General features: G+C 72.6%; 14 protein-coding genes and 3 tRNA genes. 8 read left to right on the top strand and 9 right to left on the bottom strand.

Annotated features, from left to right (window positions below; genetic code table 11):
• The first annotated feature begins 153 nt into the window (after positions 1–153).
• Positions 154–651, top strand: a complete 498-nt coding sequence (locus KLI87_RS17985; RefSeq protein ID WP_246250114.1) for a hypothetical protein — start codon at positions 154–156, stop codon at positions 649–651.
• Between the two features lie 137 nt (positions 652–788).
• Positions 789–998 carry a DUF5999 family protein gene (locus KLI87_RS17980; protein ID WP_214617929.1) on the top strand — a complete coding sequence of 70 codons (210 nt, stop codon included), beginning with the start codon at positions 789–791 and terminating at the stop codon, positions 996–998.
• Here the strand turns inward: KLI87_RS17980 and KLI87_RS17975 are convergent.
• A complete protein-coding gene (locus KLI87_RS17975; RefSeq protein WP_250903922.1) occupies positions 995–3,172 on the bottom strand; it encodes a molybdopterin-dependent oxidoreductase in 2,178 nt (725 codons plus the stop codon). The genes KLI87_RS17980 and KLI87_RS17975 overlap by 4 nt on opposite strands.
• A gap of 219 nt (positions 3,173–3,391) precedes the next feature.
• Between KLI87_RS17975 and KLI87_RS17970 the strand changes: the two genes are divergently transcribed.
• Both KLI87_RS17970 and KLI87_RS17965 read left to right on the top strand, forming a co-directional pair.
• The gene (locus KLI87_RS17970; RefSeq protein WP_156218332.1) at positions 3,392–3,784 is read left to right on the top strand and encodes a hypothetical protein; all 393 of its coding nucleotides are present in this window, start codon (positions 3,392–3,394) and stop codon (positions 3,782–3,784) included.
• 174 nt (positions 3,785–3,958) lie between these two features.
• Complete coding sequence (locus KLI87_RS17965; protein ID WP_214617928.1) at positions 3,959–5,908, top strand: DUF4041 domain-containing protein; 1,950 nt, start codon at positions 3,959–3,961, stop codon at positions 5,906–5,908.
• Here the strand turns inward: KLI87_RS17965 and KLI87_RS17960 are convergent.
• The gene (locus KLI87_RS17960; protein WP_214617927.1) at positions 5,880–6,665 is read right to left on the bottom strand and encodes an alpha/beta fold hydrolase; all 786 of its coding nucleotides are present in this window, start codon (positions 6,663–6,665) and stop codon (positions 5,880–5,882) included. The two genes, KLI87_RS17965 and KLI87_RS17960, sit on opposite strands and share 29 nt — an antisense overlap.
• Before the next feature lie 257 nt (positions 6,666–6,922).
• Here KLI87_RS17960 and KLI87_RS17955 point away from each other — a divergent pair, with 257 nt between their 5' ends.
• On the top strand, positions 6,923–7,813 hold the full coding sequence (locus tag KLI87_RS17955; RefSeq protein ID WP_156218334.1) for a helix-turn-helix transcriptional regulator: 891 nt from the start codon (positions 6,923–6,925) through the stop codon (positions 7,811–7,813).
• A gap of 207 nt (positions 7,814–8,020) precedes the next feature.
• Complete coding sequence (locus KLI87_RS17950; RefSeq protein WP_214617926.1) at positions 8,021–8,833, top strand: hypothetical protein; 813 nt, start codon at positions 8,021–8,023, stop codon at positions 8,831–8,833.
• A gap of 29 nt (positions 8,834–8,862) precedes the next feature.
• On the opposite strand, the gene KLI87_RS17945 is transcribed toward KLI87_RS17950, so the two are convergent.
• From KLI87_RS17945 to KLI87_RS17915, 7 genes are all read right to left on the bottom strand, one after another.
• Positions 8,863–9,660, bottom strand: coding sequence for an SAM-dependent methyltransferase (locus tag KLI87_RS17945; RefSeq protein ID WP_156218336.1), 798 nt, complete (start codon positions 9,658–9,660; stop codon positions 8,863–8,865).
• A 490-nt stretch (positions 9,661–10,150) separates the two neighbouring features.
• Positions 10,151–11,317 (bottom strand): acyl-CoA dehydrogenase family protein, encoded by a 1,167-nt coding sequence (locus KLI87_RS17940; RefSeq protein ID WP_214617925.1) that lies wholly within the window; start codon positions 11,315–11,317, stop codon positions 10,151–10,153.
• Between the two features lie 143 nt (positions 11,318–11,460).
• Positions 11,461–11,531 (bottom strand) — tRNA-Gln (locus KLI87_RS17935).
• Between the two features lie 5 nt (positions 11,532–11,536).
• A tRNA-Lys gene (locus KLI87_RS17930) sits at positions 11,537–11,608 on the bottom strand.
• Between the two features lie 86 nt (positions 11,609–11,694).
• A tRNA-Gly gene (locus tag KLI87_RS17925) sits at positions 11,695–11,766 on the bottom strand.
• 320 nt (positions 11,767–12,086) lie between these two features.
• Positions 12,087–12,236, bottom strand: coding sequence for an LPFR motif small protein (locus tag KLI87_RS17920; RefSeq protein WP_214617924.1), 150 nt, complete (start codon positions 12,234–12,236; stop codon positions 12,087–12,089).
• A 56-nt stretch (positions 12,237–12,292) separates the two neighbouring features.
• Positions 12,293–13,090, bottom strand: a complete 798-nt coding sequence (locus KLI87_RS17915; RefSeq protein ID WP_214617923.1) for a putative protein N(5)-glutamine methyltransferase — start codon at positions 13,088–13,090, stop codon at positions 12,293–12,295.
• 181 nt (positions 13,091–13,271) lie between these two features.
• Between KLI87_RS17915 and KLI87_RS17910 the strand changes: the two genes are divergently transcribed.
• Entirely contained in the window at positions 13,272–13,982 is a 711-nt protein-coding gene (locus KLI87_RS17910; RefSeq protein ID WP_214617922.1) for a 2OG-Fe(II) oxygenase, read from the top strand.
• Positions 13,983–14,097: 115 nt separating this feature from the next.
• A complete protein-coding gene (locus KLI87_RS17905; RefSeq protein ID WP_246250116.1) occupies positions 14,098–14,925 on the top strand; it encodes a pentapeptide repeat-containing protein in 828 nt (275 codons plus the stop codon).
• The last annotated feature ends 29 nt before the right edge of the window (positions 14,926–14,954 follow it).

Raw genomic sequence — 14,954 nt, 5'->3', positions numbered from 1 at the left:
AGGGTTTCGGACACCGGCCCACCCATGATCAAGGCAAAGAATCTTTTCTGATCGACTTTTCCGTTAAGAGCCTTTCTTGTAGCGTTCGCAGCGTTTTGTGAAGTGAATTCATGATCGGACATTCCCGCCACAAGATCATGTAAGGACGCCGCGATGCCCCTGGCGACTGGCCTGGTCGCGGCCGCGCTCCTCGGCCTGCTGACGCTGCTGGCCTCGGCGCGGCGCGGTCGCCGCCGACACCGCTCCTCCGACGAGCATCCCGAGTCGCTGACGGCCGTCCTGGATCCCGGCGACGAGGAGTACCTCGCCTGGCTCGCCGACCACCACTGGCCCACCGACGAGTACCTCGACATGGAGCACGAGTGGCTCGGTGAGCTGGAGTCGGCCGAGCCGGCCGAGCGCTACGAGTCGCCGATGTGCCCCCAGTGCAACCTCCGCCGCGAGGACGTGTGGCCGTGTCCGCGATGCGGAAGGCTCCTGCACTCCTCCTGCGGGCACGGGATGCGGCGCAGGCGCGTCGAGCGCCCGTACCGCACCCACGCGGCCAACCCGGAGGCGGTCATCGCGGAGTGGATCTGCACGGGCTGCACATCGGTCGTCGGGCTGGACGTCGACCACGGCGACGAACCGGACGGCGGCCTTCTGCACTGAACGTCCCTCGATGCCCGATCTTGAACCTATTTACACGGGACCGAAGGTAAAGAATTTGCCATCTACTTGCATATTTCGGACGAGCGGCGGCAGGCTTCAACTATGTCCTTAATCACTGAGGACACGTGGAGGAAGCCGTGACCGTCCGAACCAGTCCCGACTGCACGCACCAGCCGCCCTGCCCGACGCCGGACGCGCTGGACCGCGAGGCCGCCCGCATCGTCGCCAACCACCCCGAGCAGGGGTGGAGCCTGCTGTGCAACGGCATCGTGGTCTTCGAGGACACGGGCGAGCTCCTCCCGGACGGCCGCGTGATCGCGCCGCACCGTCCGACCACCGCCGCCTAGGCGCCGCCGGCGGCCGTCCGCCCCTCTCCTCCCGGGGCCGGGTCGATCCGTATCGGCACTCCGTTCAGCCACGCCATCCCCGCCAGCCGTTCCAGGTCCGCGGGATCCGGCGAGGCGAGCAGGTTCACGTTCGCGCCACCGGCCGCGTTGGCCGTGCGCCACCCGCCCCGATGCCCCCATCCGTGCGGGACGGCGACCACTCCCGCCGCCATCTCCTCGGTGACCCGCGCGGGGATCTCGATCGACCCGTGCGGCGAGGAGATCCGGCAGAGCATCCCGTCCTGGACGCCGTACCGCGCGGCGTCCTGAGGGCTGATGCGGGCCGTATGCGCGCGTCCTCCTCGCATGAGCGTGGGCGCGTTGTGCATCCAGGAGTTGTGCGAGCGGATCTCGCGCAGGCCGATCAGCCGGAGGGGGTAGCCGTCGGGCGGCCCGGGGGCGGCCTTCAGCCGCGCCACCTCCTCGACGATCTCCGGCGGAGCGAGGTGCACCCGCTTGTCCTTGTGCAGGACGCGGCGCCGCAACGTCCCCGTCCGGTGGTGCTCCCGGAGCACGACCCCATGCGGGGCGCTCCTCAGCCCGCGCAGGCTCAGCCCGCCGCGCCGCAGCCCGTACCAGTCGCCGAGCGGCCCGGTGCGGAGCAGCATGTCCGCCAGGAAGCGGGGCGAGGGGCGGAGCCCGAAACGGTGCGCGAGCCGCTGCGCGCGGAACGAGCCGACGCCGAGGCGCATCCGCCGGGCGAGCCCCTCGATGATCTCCCATTCCTGGCGGGCCTCGCCGCGCGGCGCGACGACCCGCTCCGTCCATGTCACATACGGGGTGAGGTGGTTCTGCAGGAACGGCAGGGGGAAGTCCTCGCGCTCCAGGAACGTGGTGGCGGGCAGGATGTAGTCGGCCTTGCGGCCGGTGTCGCTGACGTAGAGGTCGACGCAGACCAGCAGGTCCAGATCGTCCAGGGCGGCGTCGAGCGCGGCCGCGCCCGGGACGCTCAGCAGCGGGTTGCCCGCCGAGACGAGCAGGGCCCGCAGCCGTCCGGGGCCCGGCGTGGTGATCTCCTCGGCCATCACCCCGGCGGGGAACGTGCCGAGCACGTCTGGATAGCCGCCCACCCGCGACCGGCTCCTCCCATAGGAGGCGAGGCCCGACAGCCGCAGGATCTCCTCCGTCCGCAGCGGGGACGCGCCGAACACCGCGCCGCCCGGCCGGTCGAGGTTGCCCGTGACCAGCGTGACCGCGTCGATCAGGAACGCGGTGAGGGTGCCGTGGCGGCCGAGGCAGGTGCCCGTCCGCCCGTAGACGACGGCGCTTCCGGCGGTGGCGAGGTCCCGCGCGAGGCCCCGGACGACGGTGGCCGGGACGCCGCTGCGTTCCGCCGTGTCCTCGGGCGGGAAGCCCTCCGCCAGCCTCCGCAGTTCGCCGACGCCCTGGGCCTGCCGGGAGCAGGACGCGGCGTCCTCCAACCTCTCGGCGAAGATGACATGCAGGAGCGACATCAGCAGCCACGCGTCGCCGTCCGGCAGGAGCGGGAGGTGCTCGTAGGCACGCGCGGTCTCGGTACGGCGCGGATCGGCGACCACCACGCGCCCGCCCCTCCGGACGATCGCCGACAGGTCGTCGCGTATGCGCGGCGCGGTGATGATGCTGCCGTGCGACACCAGCGGGTTCGCGCCCAGCATCAGCAGCAGCTCCGTGCGCTTGAGGTCGGGGATGGGCACCAGCACCGGCGCCCCGTACAGCAGCGCGCTCGCGGCGAACCGGTTGTTCACGTCCTGCGACCCGGCCGAGTACAGGTGCGGTGACCCCAGCGCGGACATGAACCCGTGCATCCACACCGGATGGCTGTAGGAGAACGTCGCCGGATTGCCGAAGTACCAGCCGATGGACTTCCCGCCGTGCCTCGCGCGGAGGGCGTTCAACCTCCGCGCTATGTCGGTGAGCGCCTCGTCCCAGCCGACGCGCTCGAACCCGCCGTCTGCGCGCCGCCGCAGCGGATACAGGACGCGGTCGGGGTCGTTCTGCACCTCCGCCATGGCGATGCCCTTGGGACAGGCGAACCCTCGGGACAGCGGATGCGCCCCGTCCGGGCGGATCCGGGCGACCGCGCCGTCCTCGACGGTGACCTCCAGCCCGCACAGCGGCTCGCAGATCCGGCAGTAAGTGAACGCTTGCGCCATGGGGCCGATTATGCCGTACCCGCGTGTCGTGGCCCCCAGGCGAGAGGATCACGTTCAGCCTTGGAGAGGGCCACGGCGCCCGGGGGGCCGAGGGGCCGATCGACCCCGACCGGGTCTGCATGTCGGGCTCCCCAACGGCAGATCACCCGGGTAGCGTTCAACTGTTTTGCTACTTACGCAAGAATCATGTGGAACTCGACCGCGAAAGGACGGGGTGGTGTGATCACAGTCCTGGTCCTCGTATCACTGGTCGCCCTGTTCGGCCTGTGCCTGCCCAACCTGTTCCGCCCGATGGCGCCCTCCGCGTCCGACCCGTGCTCCGCGCCCGACCCGTACGGGATGCCCGACCCGTACCCGGCGTCCGAGCCGTACGTTTCGCCTGACCCCGGAAGCGTGTCCGATTCCGGCCCCGCGCCCGAACTCGTCCCCGGGCCCGTGTCCACCGACCTTCCCGCCGTCCATCCCGAGTCGATGACCGCCGAACTCGACCCCGGCGACGAGGAGTACCTCGCCTGCCTCGCCGACGAGCTGTGGCCCGACGACGAGTACCTCGCACCGGAGCCCTCCAACGACGGCGAGGAGGAGTCGGGCGGGAGCGACGCGCGCCTGTGACCCGCCCGCGACTCGCCGTCCACCCCGCGTAAACCTCCGGTTCACGCGAGCCGTCCTAGGCACGTCGGGTGCTCCCCTCGACACGCACGGTTCGACACGCACAGTCGGCCGCGGAACGGAGCCCCCGGCACGCCGGACGCAGGATCCGCTCCGCCTGGGACGCAGCGAGGAACGATGACCCTGCAGAACACGCCGCACCCGGAGTACGTCGGGGCCGAGGTGGATCCGGGAGACTCCGCGCGGATCCTGCGCCTGACGAGACTCTTCCTCAAGGGCGGGGAGACGGTCCTGGCGTTGGCGACGACGGTCAAGGCCCTTCCGACCCTCACCCACGTCGCCGTCACCGACCGGAGGATCCTCGGCTTCGCGGCCGCGGAACTAGCAAAAGAAGGCCCCCGGCAGGAGATCCTCCTGGCGGACGTCGCATCCGTGGACACCCGCAAGTCCTACAAAGAGCGCTGGTTCCTCGTCGTCCAGGACGGGACGGGGGCGGAGACCGACTTCGGCGACCTGCACGACCGGGACGCGCCGGTCATCCGGCGCCTCATCGAGCGCCAGGCCCGTCCCGCACCGCCCGCCCCGAACCAGCCCGCACCCGCACCCGCGCCCGCGCCCAGCCGGCCCCTCCGGGACCAGCCCGCGCCCAGCCGACCTGAGCCGCCCCGGCAGGCGCCCGGCCTCCCCGCGCCCGCACCGGCGCCCCCGCAGCCCTTCACGTGGGCTCCGGAGCCGTCCGGCTGGCGCTACAACCCGCCGCCCACGTGGCCGCCGCCCCCGGCGGGCTGGACGCCCCAGCCGGGGTGGCAGCCGGACGCGAGCTGGCCGCCCGCGCCGCCCGGCTGGCGGTTCTGGGTGCCGGAGGTCCCCCCGGCCCGCCCGCCCGCCGCCGGGGGCCGCACCGTCCCCGCGTTCGGCCGGAAGCAGCGCATCGAGGAGCTGGAGGCCGAGAACGCGAGCCTGCGCGACTGGCTCGAACGCCTCGGCGCCCTGGAGGCGCCCCGGTTGGCCGAGGAGATCGAACGGCTCCGCTCCGAGACGGAGGAGGCGCGCCGCGAGCGGGACGAGACGCGCGCCGAACTCGAACGGCTGCGGCAGGGCATCGTCGAGACGCGGGATCTGGAGCTCCTCCAGGAGGCCGGCGTCTACGAGTACCAGCACCCGCTCGCGGACGTCGTCGCGTACAAGGCCGAACTGGCGCGGGTGAAGGACGGCATCAAGGCCATGGCCCGCAACGGGACGGCGGTCATCGGTGCCACGAACTGGACCGTGAACGGCTCGGCCGCTCAGGGCGGGAAGATGGTCCGCGACTTCTCCCGCCTGATGCTGCGCGCCTACAACGCCGAGGCCGACAACCTCGTCCGGACGATGCGCCCGTACAAACTCGCGTCGGCGATCGAGAGGCTGGACAAGAGCGCGCAGACGATCGAGCGGCTGGGCAAGACGATGGACATCCGCGTGAGCCCGAAGTACCGGGAGATCCGCTTCAAGGAACTGCGCCTCACCGCCGACCATCTGGCCAAGGCCGAGGAGGAGAAGGAGCGGATCCGGGCCGAACGCGAACGCCAGCGGGAGGAGGAGAAGGTCCGCAAGGAGATCGAGCGGGAGAAGTCACGGCTGCTCAAGGAGCGCTCGCACGTGGAGTCGGCCCTGGCCCGCCTGGAGGCGAAGGGGGACGCGGCCGGTGCGGCGGACCTGCGCTCCAAGCTGGCCGACGTGGAGTCGGCCATCAGCGACGTCGACGGCCGCGCCGCCAACGTCCGCGCGGGGTACGTCTACGTCATCTCCAACATCGGCGCGTTCGGCGAGCGCATGGTGAAGATCGGCATGACGCGGCGGCTGGAGCCGATGGACCGGGTCCGCGAACTCGGCGACGCCTCCGTCCCGTTCCGGTTCGACGTGCACGCGCTCATCTTCAGCGACGACGCGGTCGGCCTGGAGAACAGCCTCCACCAGGCGTTCGCCGAGCAGCGCGTCAACCAGGTGAACCCGCGGCGGGAGTTCTTCTACGCCACGCCCGCCGAGGTGCGGCGGGCGCTGGAGCGCATCTCGGGCAACCACCTCCTGGAGTACACCGAGGTCCCGGAGGCGATCGAGTTCAGGACGAGCCGCGGCGCTCGGACGTGAGGCCCGCCGCGCCGAGGAACTCCGTGACCGCCGAGGCCACCCCCGCGACGTCGTCGTCGTGGATCCAGTGGCCGCAGCCCGGGAACTCCACGTAGGACGTGCCGGGACGGCGCTCGGCCATCTCGCGGGCGAGCGCCGTCGGCAGCACGAAGCTCCCGGTGCCGTGCATGAGGAGCGCCGGGCAGCGGACGGCGAGCCACTCCGTCCAGTACTCGCCCAGGAGCAGTTCCTCCGACCGGAACAAACCCTCGTGGTCGAACGGCAGCCCCCAGCCGTCGGGATACCGGATCGCGCCTTCGAGGAAGTAGGCCGGGTCGGGGATGCCCTCGCCGATGACGGCGGCGCCGAGGTCCATGAGGGTGGCGGTCCGCCGCGTCCAGGGCCGGGTGTCCAGGACGGGGGGCTCCACCACGACGGGCGCGTCCTCCAGCACCAGGGCCCGCACCAACTCGGGGTGCCTGGCGGCGAGGTGGAAGGCGACCACACCGCCCATGGAGTGGCCGTAGAGGACGGCGGGCGCCATGTCCCGGTCGCGGACGAACGCGGCGAGGTCGGCGACGTAGGCGTCGACGCCGTAGTCGTCGCGGTGCGCCGCGTGGCCGTGGCCGCGCTGGTCGACGGCGGTGACCCGCACGCGCCCGGCGAGGGCGTGGGCGAGGGACGCGAACGTGCGGGCGCCGCCGAAGTGGCCGTGCACCGCGAGCATCTCGACGCCGTCCCCGCCGAAATCGGTGAACGGGGTGGGATTGCGGGACACGCGGCCTCCTCGATCCGGGGTGACGGCCGTTCACCCTAGCCGGGCGCCCCCATTAGGGTCAGCCCGTTTTCGGCCGCGTGCGGCGGCACGCGGAACTGGCGCCGAAGCACCGGCGCCGTGGGGCGCGGAGTCGTAGCATCCAGGGTGGAGCGGCGGCGCCCGGACGAAGCCGAACGGGACGGATCACGGCGGAAAACTGTTCCCGGCTAGCGTCCGCGGAGACCGTCCTCCGGCGACACCGCGCGCAGAGAGCAGACATGGGCACAGCCGCAGCCGAGCACGCCGACCGTGGCCACCCCGAGCCCCCGGAGGCCGGGCCGACGGTGCCCCGCATGGTGCTCGGCGCGCAGCTGCGGCGGCTGCGCGAGGCCGACGGCTACAGCCTGGAGGAGGCGAGCGCGGCCGTCAGCCGGCCCGAGGAGTGGATCAGCGGCCTGGAGCTCGGGCGGATCCGGCTCAAGCTCCGCGAGGTCGCCGACCTGTGCGCCGCCTACGGCGTCACCGACCGCGCCGCGTGCGCGACGCTGCTCGGGCTCGCCCGCCAGGCGAACGTGCCGGGCTGGTGGGCGGCCTACCAGGACGTGATCCCGCCGTGGCAGGAGCCCTACATCGGCCTGGAGCAGTCCGCCAGCGTGATCCGGATGTATGAGACGCAGACCGTCCCGGAGCTCCTCCAGACCCCCGCCTACGCGCGGGCCCTGCTGGCCGGGCGGCGGCCCCCGGCGGCGACCGAGCGGCTCGTCCGGCTGCGGACGCGGCGCCAGGCGATCCTGCACCGCTCCCGGCCCGCGCGGCTCTGGGTCGTGATCGACGAGGCGGCGCTCCGCCGCACGTTCGGTGGCGGTCCTGTGGCCTTCGCGCAACTGGAACATCTCCTCGACGTCTGCGACCTGCCGCACGTGACGATCCAGGTGGTGCCGCTCGAACTCGCGTCCCCGCCCGTGCCGGGCGGGTCGTTCACGCTGCTGCGGCCGCCCGAGCCGGAACTGCCCGACGTCGTGTACCTGGAGCGGCTCAACGGCGCGGTCTACCCGGCGGAGGAGGACGCGGTGATCTCCTACTGGCACGTCATGAACTGGCTCGTGGTGAAGGCGGCGCCCGCGCGGGCCACACCGTCGATCCTGCTGGGCCTGCTCCGCGACCTGTGATGCTCACTCCGCGACCTGTAATGCTTACAATGCCCAACAAAGCACTGATGTGGACCGCGGTTCGGGATCACGGCCTACGGTGTCCGCCCTTCAGAACGAGACAGGACGGCTCTGCGGACCGCCCCTCCCCGTTCGCCCGGTCCGGCTGGCAGCATGACTGACGGAGACCAGAGGTCCGGACCCACGGACGACGAGGGCGACCCAGACATGAGCGACACCGGTTCACGGCCCGCGGGGCCGGACGACTTCATCGCCGAGCTCAACGCGTTCTACGAATCCTGCAACCGGCCTCCCTACCGCAAGCTCGCGGAGATCTCCGAGCACCTGGGCGAGCTGTACGGGCGGCGCGGACTGCCCGTCCTGTCGGCGACCGCCGTGTTCGAGGTCCTCGCGGGCCGCCGCAAGCGCGCGCCGACCTCCGCCTGGGTGGCCAGCTTCATCCTGTGCTGCCAGCGGCGGGCCTGGGAGACGGGCGTCCGCTCGTCCGACCCCGGCATCGACACGCTCCCGCACTGGCAGTCGCGGCTCCGAGCCGCGCAGGGTGCCCCGCCCGAACGCGCGGCCCCGGCGGCCGAGGGCTCCGCGCCCGCGCCGCGGACGGCCCCCGAGGCGCGCTCCCCCGTCCCGCTCCGGCTGACGGCGCCGCAGCGGGTGACGATCGCCGACTACAAGGAGCACGGCCGCGAGCTGCTCGACCGGGCGCAGGAGGGCGACGCCGACGCCGTCTACCGGATCGCGGTGCTGCTCGGCACCGACCCCACCCGCGGCGCCGAGGCGGTCGCGCTGCTGATCGACGCGGCGGCGGGCGGCCACCCGCAGGCGCTCGACCTACTGGACGCCAGCCCGAACGGGCTCGACCCGCGCCAGGCGGCCGAGCACGCCCACCGGCTGGGCGAGTCGGCGCCGACGCGGGACGCGGCGCTCGCCTACTACCAGGCGGCGGTCGGCGGCGGCCGGTTCGAGACCGCCTTCAAGATCACCGAAATCCTCCAGGAGGCGGGCGACGGCCCCCGGCGCTGAGGGCCGCCCGGCAGCGGGCGAGCGCAGGGTCAGGGCTTGCGGCCCATGCCGCAGAACGCGTCGACCTCCTCGGGCGGCTCGCCGACGGTCACCTCCGGCCGCCAGCGCGTCACCGAGACCACCCCGGGCTCCAGCAGTTCGAGGCCGTCGAAGAAGCGGCGGATCCGCTCGGGCGAGCGCAGCACGAGCCCCGCGTTGCCCTCCGCGTTCCACAGCTCCACGATCCGGTCGGACGCGGCGCCGTGGATGACGTTCGTCCCGTCGTACATGGCGAAGTGGCTGCCGGACGGGAGCGCCGCCAGCAGCCGCCGGACGATCGACTGCGCCTCGTCGTCGTCGGTGATGAACTCCAGGATGCCCATCAGCGTGAGCCCGATCGGCCGCGTGAAGTCCAGCGTCGCGGCGGCGCCCGACAGGATCAGCTCGGGCTCGCGCAGGTCGGCGTCGATGTAGGCGGTCGCGCCCTCGGGCGTGCTGGTCAGCAGCGCCTGCGCGTGCGCGAGGACGAGCGGGTCGTTGTCGACGTAGACGATCCGCGACTCGGGCGCCGCCCGCTGCGCGACCTCGTGGGTGTTGTCGACCGTGGGCAGTCCCGTGCCGATGTCGATGAACTGGCGGATCCCGACCTCGCGGGCCATGTGCCAGACCGCCCGGTTGAGGAACAGCCGGGACGCGCGGGCCAGGCGCGCCACGTCCGGGAGCAGTTCGAGGATCTGGTCGCCGACCTCGCGGTCCACGGGGTAGTTGTCCTTGCCGCCCAGCCAGTAGTTCCAGATCCGCGCCACATGCGAGACGCTGGTGTCGATCTCTGGCCCGTGGTCGCTCATGCGCGCTCCCTTGTCCGCCGAGGCTCCCCCATCCTGACCCGGAAGCGGCCATGGCGACAGGAGTTTCGGGTCCTGTCGCCGCAGTCGGTCAACCTCCATGAACTGCCGGAGCATCAGCGCCGCCACCACCGCCGCGATCGGGACGTTGATCCAGAACACCCGGCGCCGGCCCGCGGCATCGACCACCGCGCCGCCGAGCAGCGGACCCGGCCGCCCCCACCATGCCGCTCATGCCCGACCAGGCGCCGACCGATCGGCCCGATCTGGGTGGCCGCGCGCGAGAACCCCCGCGTTCGCGCCCTCGCCGACACCGCCGCGAACCCCGCGGCAGAATCCGGCCGCCCGGATTCGTGAAGCGGACGGCTCGGGGCGGAGGCCGCCGAATTCGTCTCCCGGTCGGGGAGCGCCGCAGCCGAGATCCCCTGTCGGCAATCGCCTGCCCGCCCCGAACCTGTCACCGGCCGATCGCTGATCCTCGCAGGGCGCGCGGTTACTTGAGGAGCTGGCGCGCGATGACCATTCGCTGGATCTGGTTGGTCCCCTCGTAGATCTGCGTGATCTTCGCGTCGCGCATCATCCGCTCGACCGGGAACTCCCGCGTGTATCCGTAGCCGCCGAGCAACTGCACCGCGTCGGTCGTCACGTCCATCGCGACGTCCGAGGCCAGCGCCTTGCACGCCGACGACACCAGCGTGAGGTCGGGAATGCGCTCTCCCCGCATGGCGCGCTCGGATTTCACCGCCGCGTGATAGGTCAGCTGGCGCGCGCCCTCCAGCCGCATGGCCATGTCCGCCAGCATGAACTGCACGCCCTGGAAGTCGGATACCGGCTTGCCGAACTGGCGGCGTTCCTTGACATATCCGATCGCGAAGTCCAGCGCGCCCTGAGCGATTCCGAGCGCCTGCGCCGCGATCGTCACGCGCGTGTGGTCGAGGGTGGCCAGCGCCGTTTTGAAACCCGTGCCCTCGGCGCCGATCCGCCGCCATTCGGGAACGCGCACGCGCTCAAGGATCACCTGCCGCGTCGGCGACCCCTTGATGCCGAGCTTGCGCTCCTTCGGGCCGAACGAGACGCCCTCGTCGTCGCGGTCGACGACGAATGCGGAAATGCCCCGGGCGCCCGCGCCGGGGTCCGTCACCGCCATCACGGTGTAGAAGCGCGACTCCCCCGCGTTCGTGATCCAGGTCTTCACGCCGTCGAGCACATAGGCGTCGCCGTCGCGCACCGCGCGCGTGCGCATTCCCGCCGCGTCCGACCCGGCGTCCGCCTCCGACAGCGCGTAGGAGAACATCGCCTCGCCCGCCGCGAGCGAGGGCAGGCACCACCGCTTCAGCTCCTCCGAGCCCGCCAGCAGCACCGGGACCGACCCCAGCTTGTTCACCGCCGGGATCAGCGACGAGGACGCGCAGACGCGCGCCACCTCCTCGATCACCAGCACCGCCGACAGCGCGTCCGCGCCCGCGCCGCCGTAGGGCTCGGGCACGTGGACGGCGTGCATCCCGTTGTCGACCAGCGCGTCGAGCGCCTCCCTCGGGAACCGCGACTCCTCGTCCACGTCGGCCGCGAACGGCGCGATCTTGGCCTCGGCCAGCTCCCGGACCGTCGCCCGCAGCAGCTCCTGCTCCTCCGACAGCGCGTACGTGGGAAGGTCGCTCATCGTTCCTCCGCGTGGCCGTACGATCACCGGCCGCGTTACTTTGACGGCAAATATTTGGACGCCAAAATATGCGGAGCGGCGGCACCCCGTCAAGACCGCCGCCGCCCCGCCGCCGGGACCCGGCACGCCACCGGGCCCCGCCGCTGCCGGGGCAGGATTCGAACCCGCATGACGTGATCCAGAATCACGCATCCTGCCCTTGGATGACCCGGCATGGCGTGCCGCCCAGAGGAGTCGAACCTCTATACCCGGGGTAAGAGCCCGGTGTCCTCCCGGTTGAACGAGAGCGGCGTCGTGCCCCGGCGGACGGTGGCGTCCGTTCCGCCTGGGCACAGGCGGACCAGCCGGGGGTCGTTACTCCCGCCGGTCCAGTCCAGAGCCGCACCCGGGAATCGAACCCGGTACTCCTGGTTGGAAGCCAGGTGCCTCACCATTTCGGCTTGTGCGACAGTTTCCGGGCGCCATCGCCCCGCGTCGAAGACGGCATGAGAAAGGCCGCCGGGATATCTCCCTGGCGGCCTCCGGTGGAGCCTGGTGGCCCTATCCAGAGACGCCTCGGAGGGCGAAACGACCGCCCTGGGAACGAGACCCGAAGGTCTGCGCCTGCCTGCTCTTCACTTCGGCTCCCTTCCGCTCGGTTCGACACTCTTATGGTGCGCCCTGTCGCCCGATGGGGCAACGGGTTTTTCCTCTTCCTAGGACGCGGCGGCGCCGCGACCGGTTCCACGCGAAGGGGGAGGGGCCGAAGCCCCTCCCCCGTCGCGAACCGTCAAACGGTACGCCGGCGGCCGATACGCGACTTCCGAGCCGGGCGGCCGCGCGAGGGGGTCAGCAGCCGACCGAGGACTCGGAAAGGCAGCGTGACGACACTGATGATCGTGCCGATGATCGCATTGAGCGCTGCGGTGATGCGGCGCATGAGACATTCACTCCTTCGCTCGTCCGTCACCCGGCTTTTTACCCTCCCATCACGTTCTAACCGGGGTGCGTGCCGATGATGGCGGTGGCGTACGCCTCGTCCGGGCGCGCGACCTCGGCGACCAGCCCGCCCGCGGACACGACCGCGACCGCCTCGGGAACCTGCCGCTCGCCGGTCTCGAACAGCAGGATCCCGCCGGGCGCGAGCCATGCGCGCGCCTCGGCGGCGACCCGGCGCAGGACGTGGAGGCCGTCCGCGCCGCCGTCCAGCGCCACGTTGGGCTCGTGGACCCGGGCCTCGGCGGGCAGCAGGCCGACCTCGTCCGTCGGGACGTAGGGCACGTTGGCGAGCAGGACGTCGACGCGGCCCTTCAGCCCGCCCGGGAGCGGCTCGTACAGGTCGCCCTCGTAGACGTGGCCGGACGCGCCGACGTTGCGGCGGGCGCACCGCACGGCCGCCGCGTCGATGTCGGCGGCGTGCAGGTCGCACGCGCCCAGGGATGCCGCGAGCGCCAGCCCGAGCGCGCCGGAGCCGCAGCACAGGTCGACCACGACGGGGCGGCGCGTCCCGCCGCGAAGGACCCGCGGGGCACGCGACGCGGCCTGCTCCACGAGGAACTCGGTGCGGCGCCGGGGGACGAAGACGCCGGGGGCCACGGCCACGCGCAGGCCGCGGAACTCGGCCCAGCCGAGGACGTGTTCGAGGGGCAGGCCGCCGGCCCGCCGCTCGACCATGGCGGCCAGCTCGGCCGGGGTGCGGGCGGCGTCGAGGATCAGCCGCGCCTCGTCCTCGGCGAAGACGCAGCCCGCCGCGCGGAGCCTGGCGGCGACGGACACGGAGAGGGGTGATGACATGGGTGCCTTCCGGAACGCACGTGGGTGCTCCCCGGGCGGCTAGGCCCTGCGGTGCGGAGGCGGGAGCACCCGGCCTGGTCGGGCAGAGACGGGTCTCACCTCCTCGGCGGGTCCGGCAACGACATCGGGAACTTTATCGCGGCGGGCGCAACGCCGACGAGTCCGGCGGTGTTGGAGGGACATGAGCATCTACGCGGACAGGGTCGCGCGGGGCGACTGGGAGGCGCTCGGCCGGGAGGTGGACGCCTACGGCTGCGCGCTGACGCCACCGCTCCTCGACAAGGACGAGTGCGCCGGTATCGCGGCCCTGTACGACGAGGTGGGACGCTTCAGATCGACCATCGACATGGAGCGCTACCGGTTCGGCGCCGGGCAGTACCGGTACTTCTCCGAGCCGTTCCCCGAGGCGGTGGCGGAGCTGCGGGCGGCGCTGTATCCGCGGCTGCTGCCCATCGCGCGCGAGTGGGCCGGGCGGCTCGGACGTCCCGCGCCCTGGCCCGGCACGCTGGAGGAGTGGCTCGGGATGTGCCACGCGGCGGGCCAGGCCAAGCCCACCCCGATCCTGCTGCGGTACGGCCCGGACGACTGGAACGCGCTGCACCGCGACCTCTACGGCGACCTGGTGTTCCCGCTCCAGGCCGTGATCGGCCTGGACGAGGCGGGCGCCGACTACACCGGCGGAGAGTTCCTGCTGGTGGAGCAGCGGGCGCGGGCCCAGTCGCGCGGGACGGTGACATCGCTGCCCCAGGGGCGCGGGCTGATCTTCACGACGCGGGACCGGCCCGTCCGGACGAAGCGGGGCTGGTCGGCCTCGCCGGTCCGGCACGGGGTCAGCGTGGTGCGCTCCGGCCACCGGCGGACGCTGGGCCTGGTCTTCCACGACGCGGCCTGAACCGGCGGTCCGAACTGTCGGCGCGCCCGCCTAAGGTGTGTTCCGATCCGGCCTCACTCGCCAAGGCACGGCCTGCGTCCCGAGCCGCCAGGCGAGGGAGGTGGGCCGGGACGTCATGGACACGCCGGGCTTCATGGACACGACGGGGGCGGGACGGATGTCGGGGCTGAAGGCCGACTGCGCGCGTTGTTTCGGGTTGTGCTGCGTGGCGCTGCCGTTCGCGCGGTCCGCCGACTTCGCGGTCGCCAAGGACGCGGGAGAACCCTGCCACAACCTGCTGGCGGACTTCCGCTGCGGCGTGCACGGCAAGCTGCGGGAGCTGGGCTTTCCGGGGTGCACGGCCTTCGACTGCTTCGGAGCGGGCCAGAAGGTGTCGCAGGAGACGTTCGGCGGCCGCGACTGGCGTCGGGGCGGCGGCCGGGAGATGTTCGCGGTGTTCCCCGTCATGCGGGGGCTGCACGAGCTGCTGTGGTACCTGACGGAGGCGCTAGGGCTGCCTGCGGCGCGTCCCGTCCACGGGGAGCTGCGGCGGGCGGTGGAGCGCGTCGAGCTGATCACGCGGGGCACGCCCGGTGAGCTGGTCGCGGTGGACGTGGCGGAGCTGCGCGAGCGGCTCAACCCCCTGCTGCTGCGGGCGAGCGAGCTGGCGCGCGGGCCGGGCGGCGCGAACCTGCGCGGCGCCGACCTGGCCGGGGAGCCGCTGCGGGGCGCCGGTGAGCTGCGCGCGGCGTGCCTGCGCGGCGCCCGCCTGATCGGGGCCGACCTGCGCGGCGCCGACCTGCGGACGGCCGACCTCACCGGCGCCGACCTGCGGGGCGCCGACCTGCGCGGGGCCGACCTGCGGGGCGCCCTGTTCCTCACGCAGGCGCAGGTCGACGCGGCGGTGGGCGACGCCGCCACACGGCTGCCGGACGCCCTGCGCCGCCCCCGCCACTGGGGGTGATGTCGTTTAGGCCCTGGTCCTGGGGGCAT

The organism is Actinomadura sp. NEAU-AAG7 (assembly GCF_018603865.1).
GTDB classification, from domain to species: Bacteria; Actinomycetota; Actinomycetes; order Streptosporangiales; family Streptosporangiaceae; genus Spirillospora; species Spirillospora litoris.
The sequence above is the reverse complement of the archived record's forward strand: the minus strand, read 5'-3'. Positions and strand labels throughout refer to the sequence as shown.

Bases quoted from the DNA above. Each gene is read 5' to 3' on its own strand.
- KLI87_RS17985 (WP_246250114.1), top strand. From the start codon at position 154: ATGCCCCTGGCGACTGGCCTGGTCGCGGCCGCGCTCCTCGGCCTGCTG.
- KLI87_RS17975 (WP_250903922.1), bottom strand. From the start codon at position 3,172: ATGGCGCAAGCGTTCACTTACTGCCGGATCTGCGAGCCGCTGTGCGGG.
- KLI87_RS17965 (WP_214617928.1), top strand. From the start codon at position 3,959: ATGACCCTGCAGAACACGCCGCACCCGGAGTACGTCGGGGCCGAGGTG.
- KLI87_RS17955 (WP_156218334.1), top strand. From the start codon at position 6,923: ATGGGCACAGCCGCAGCCGAGCACGCCGACCGTGGCCACCCCGAGCCC.
- KLI87_RS17950 (WP_214617926.1), top strand. From the start codon at position 8,021: ATGAGCGACACCGGTTCACGGCCCGCGGGGCCGGACGACTTCATCGCC.
- KLI87_RS17945 (WP_156218336.1), bottom strand. From the start codon at position 9,660: ATGAGCGACCACGGGCCAGAGATCGACACCAGCGTCTCGCATGTGGCG.
- KLI87_RS17940 (WP_214617925.1), bottom strand. From the start codon at position 11,317: ATGAGCGACCTTCCCACGTACGCGCTGTCGGAGGAGCAGGAGCTGCTG.
- KLI87_RS17920 (WP_214617924.1), bottom strand. From the start codon at position 12,236: ATGCGCCGCATCACCGCAGCGCTCAATGCGATCATCGGCACGATCATC.
- KLI87_RS17915 (WP_214617923.1), bottom strand. From the start codon at position 13,090: ATGTCATCACCCCTCTCCGTGTCCGTCGCCGCCAGGCTCCGCGCGGCG.
- KLI87_RS17910 (WP_214617922.1), top strand. From the start codon at position 13,272: ATGAGCATCTACGCGGACAGGGTCGCGCGGGGCGACTGGGAGGCGCTC.
- KLI87_RS17905 (WP_246250116.1), top strand. From the start codon at position 14,098: ATGGACACGCCGGGCTTCATGGACACGACGGGGGCGGGACGGATGTCG.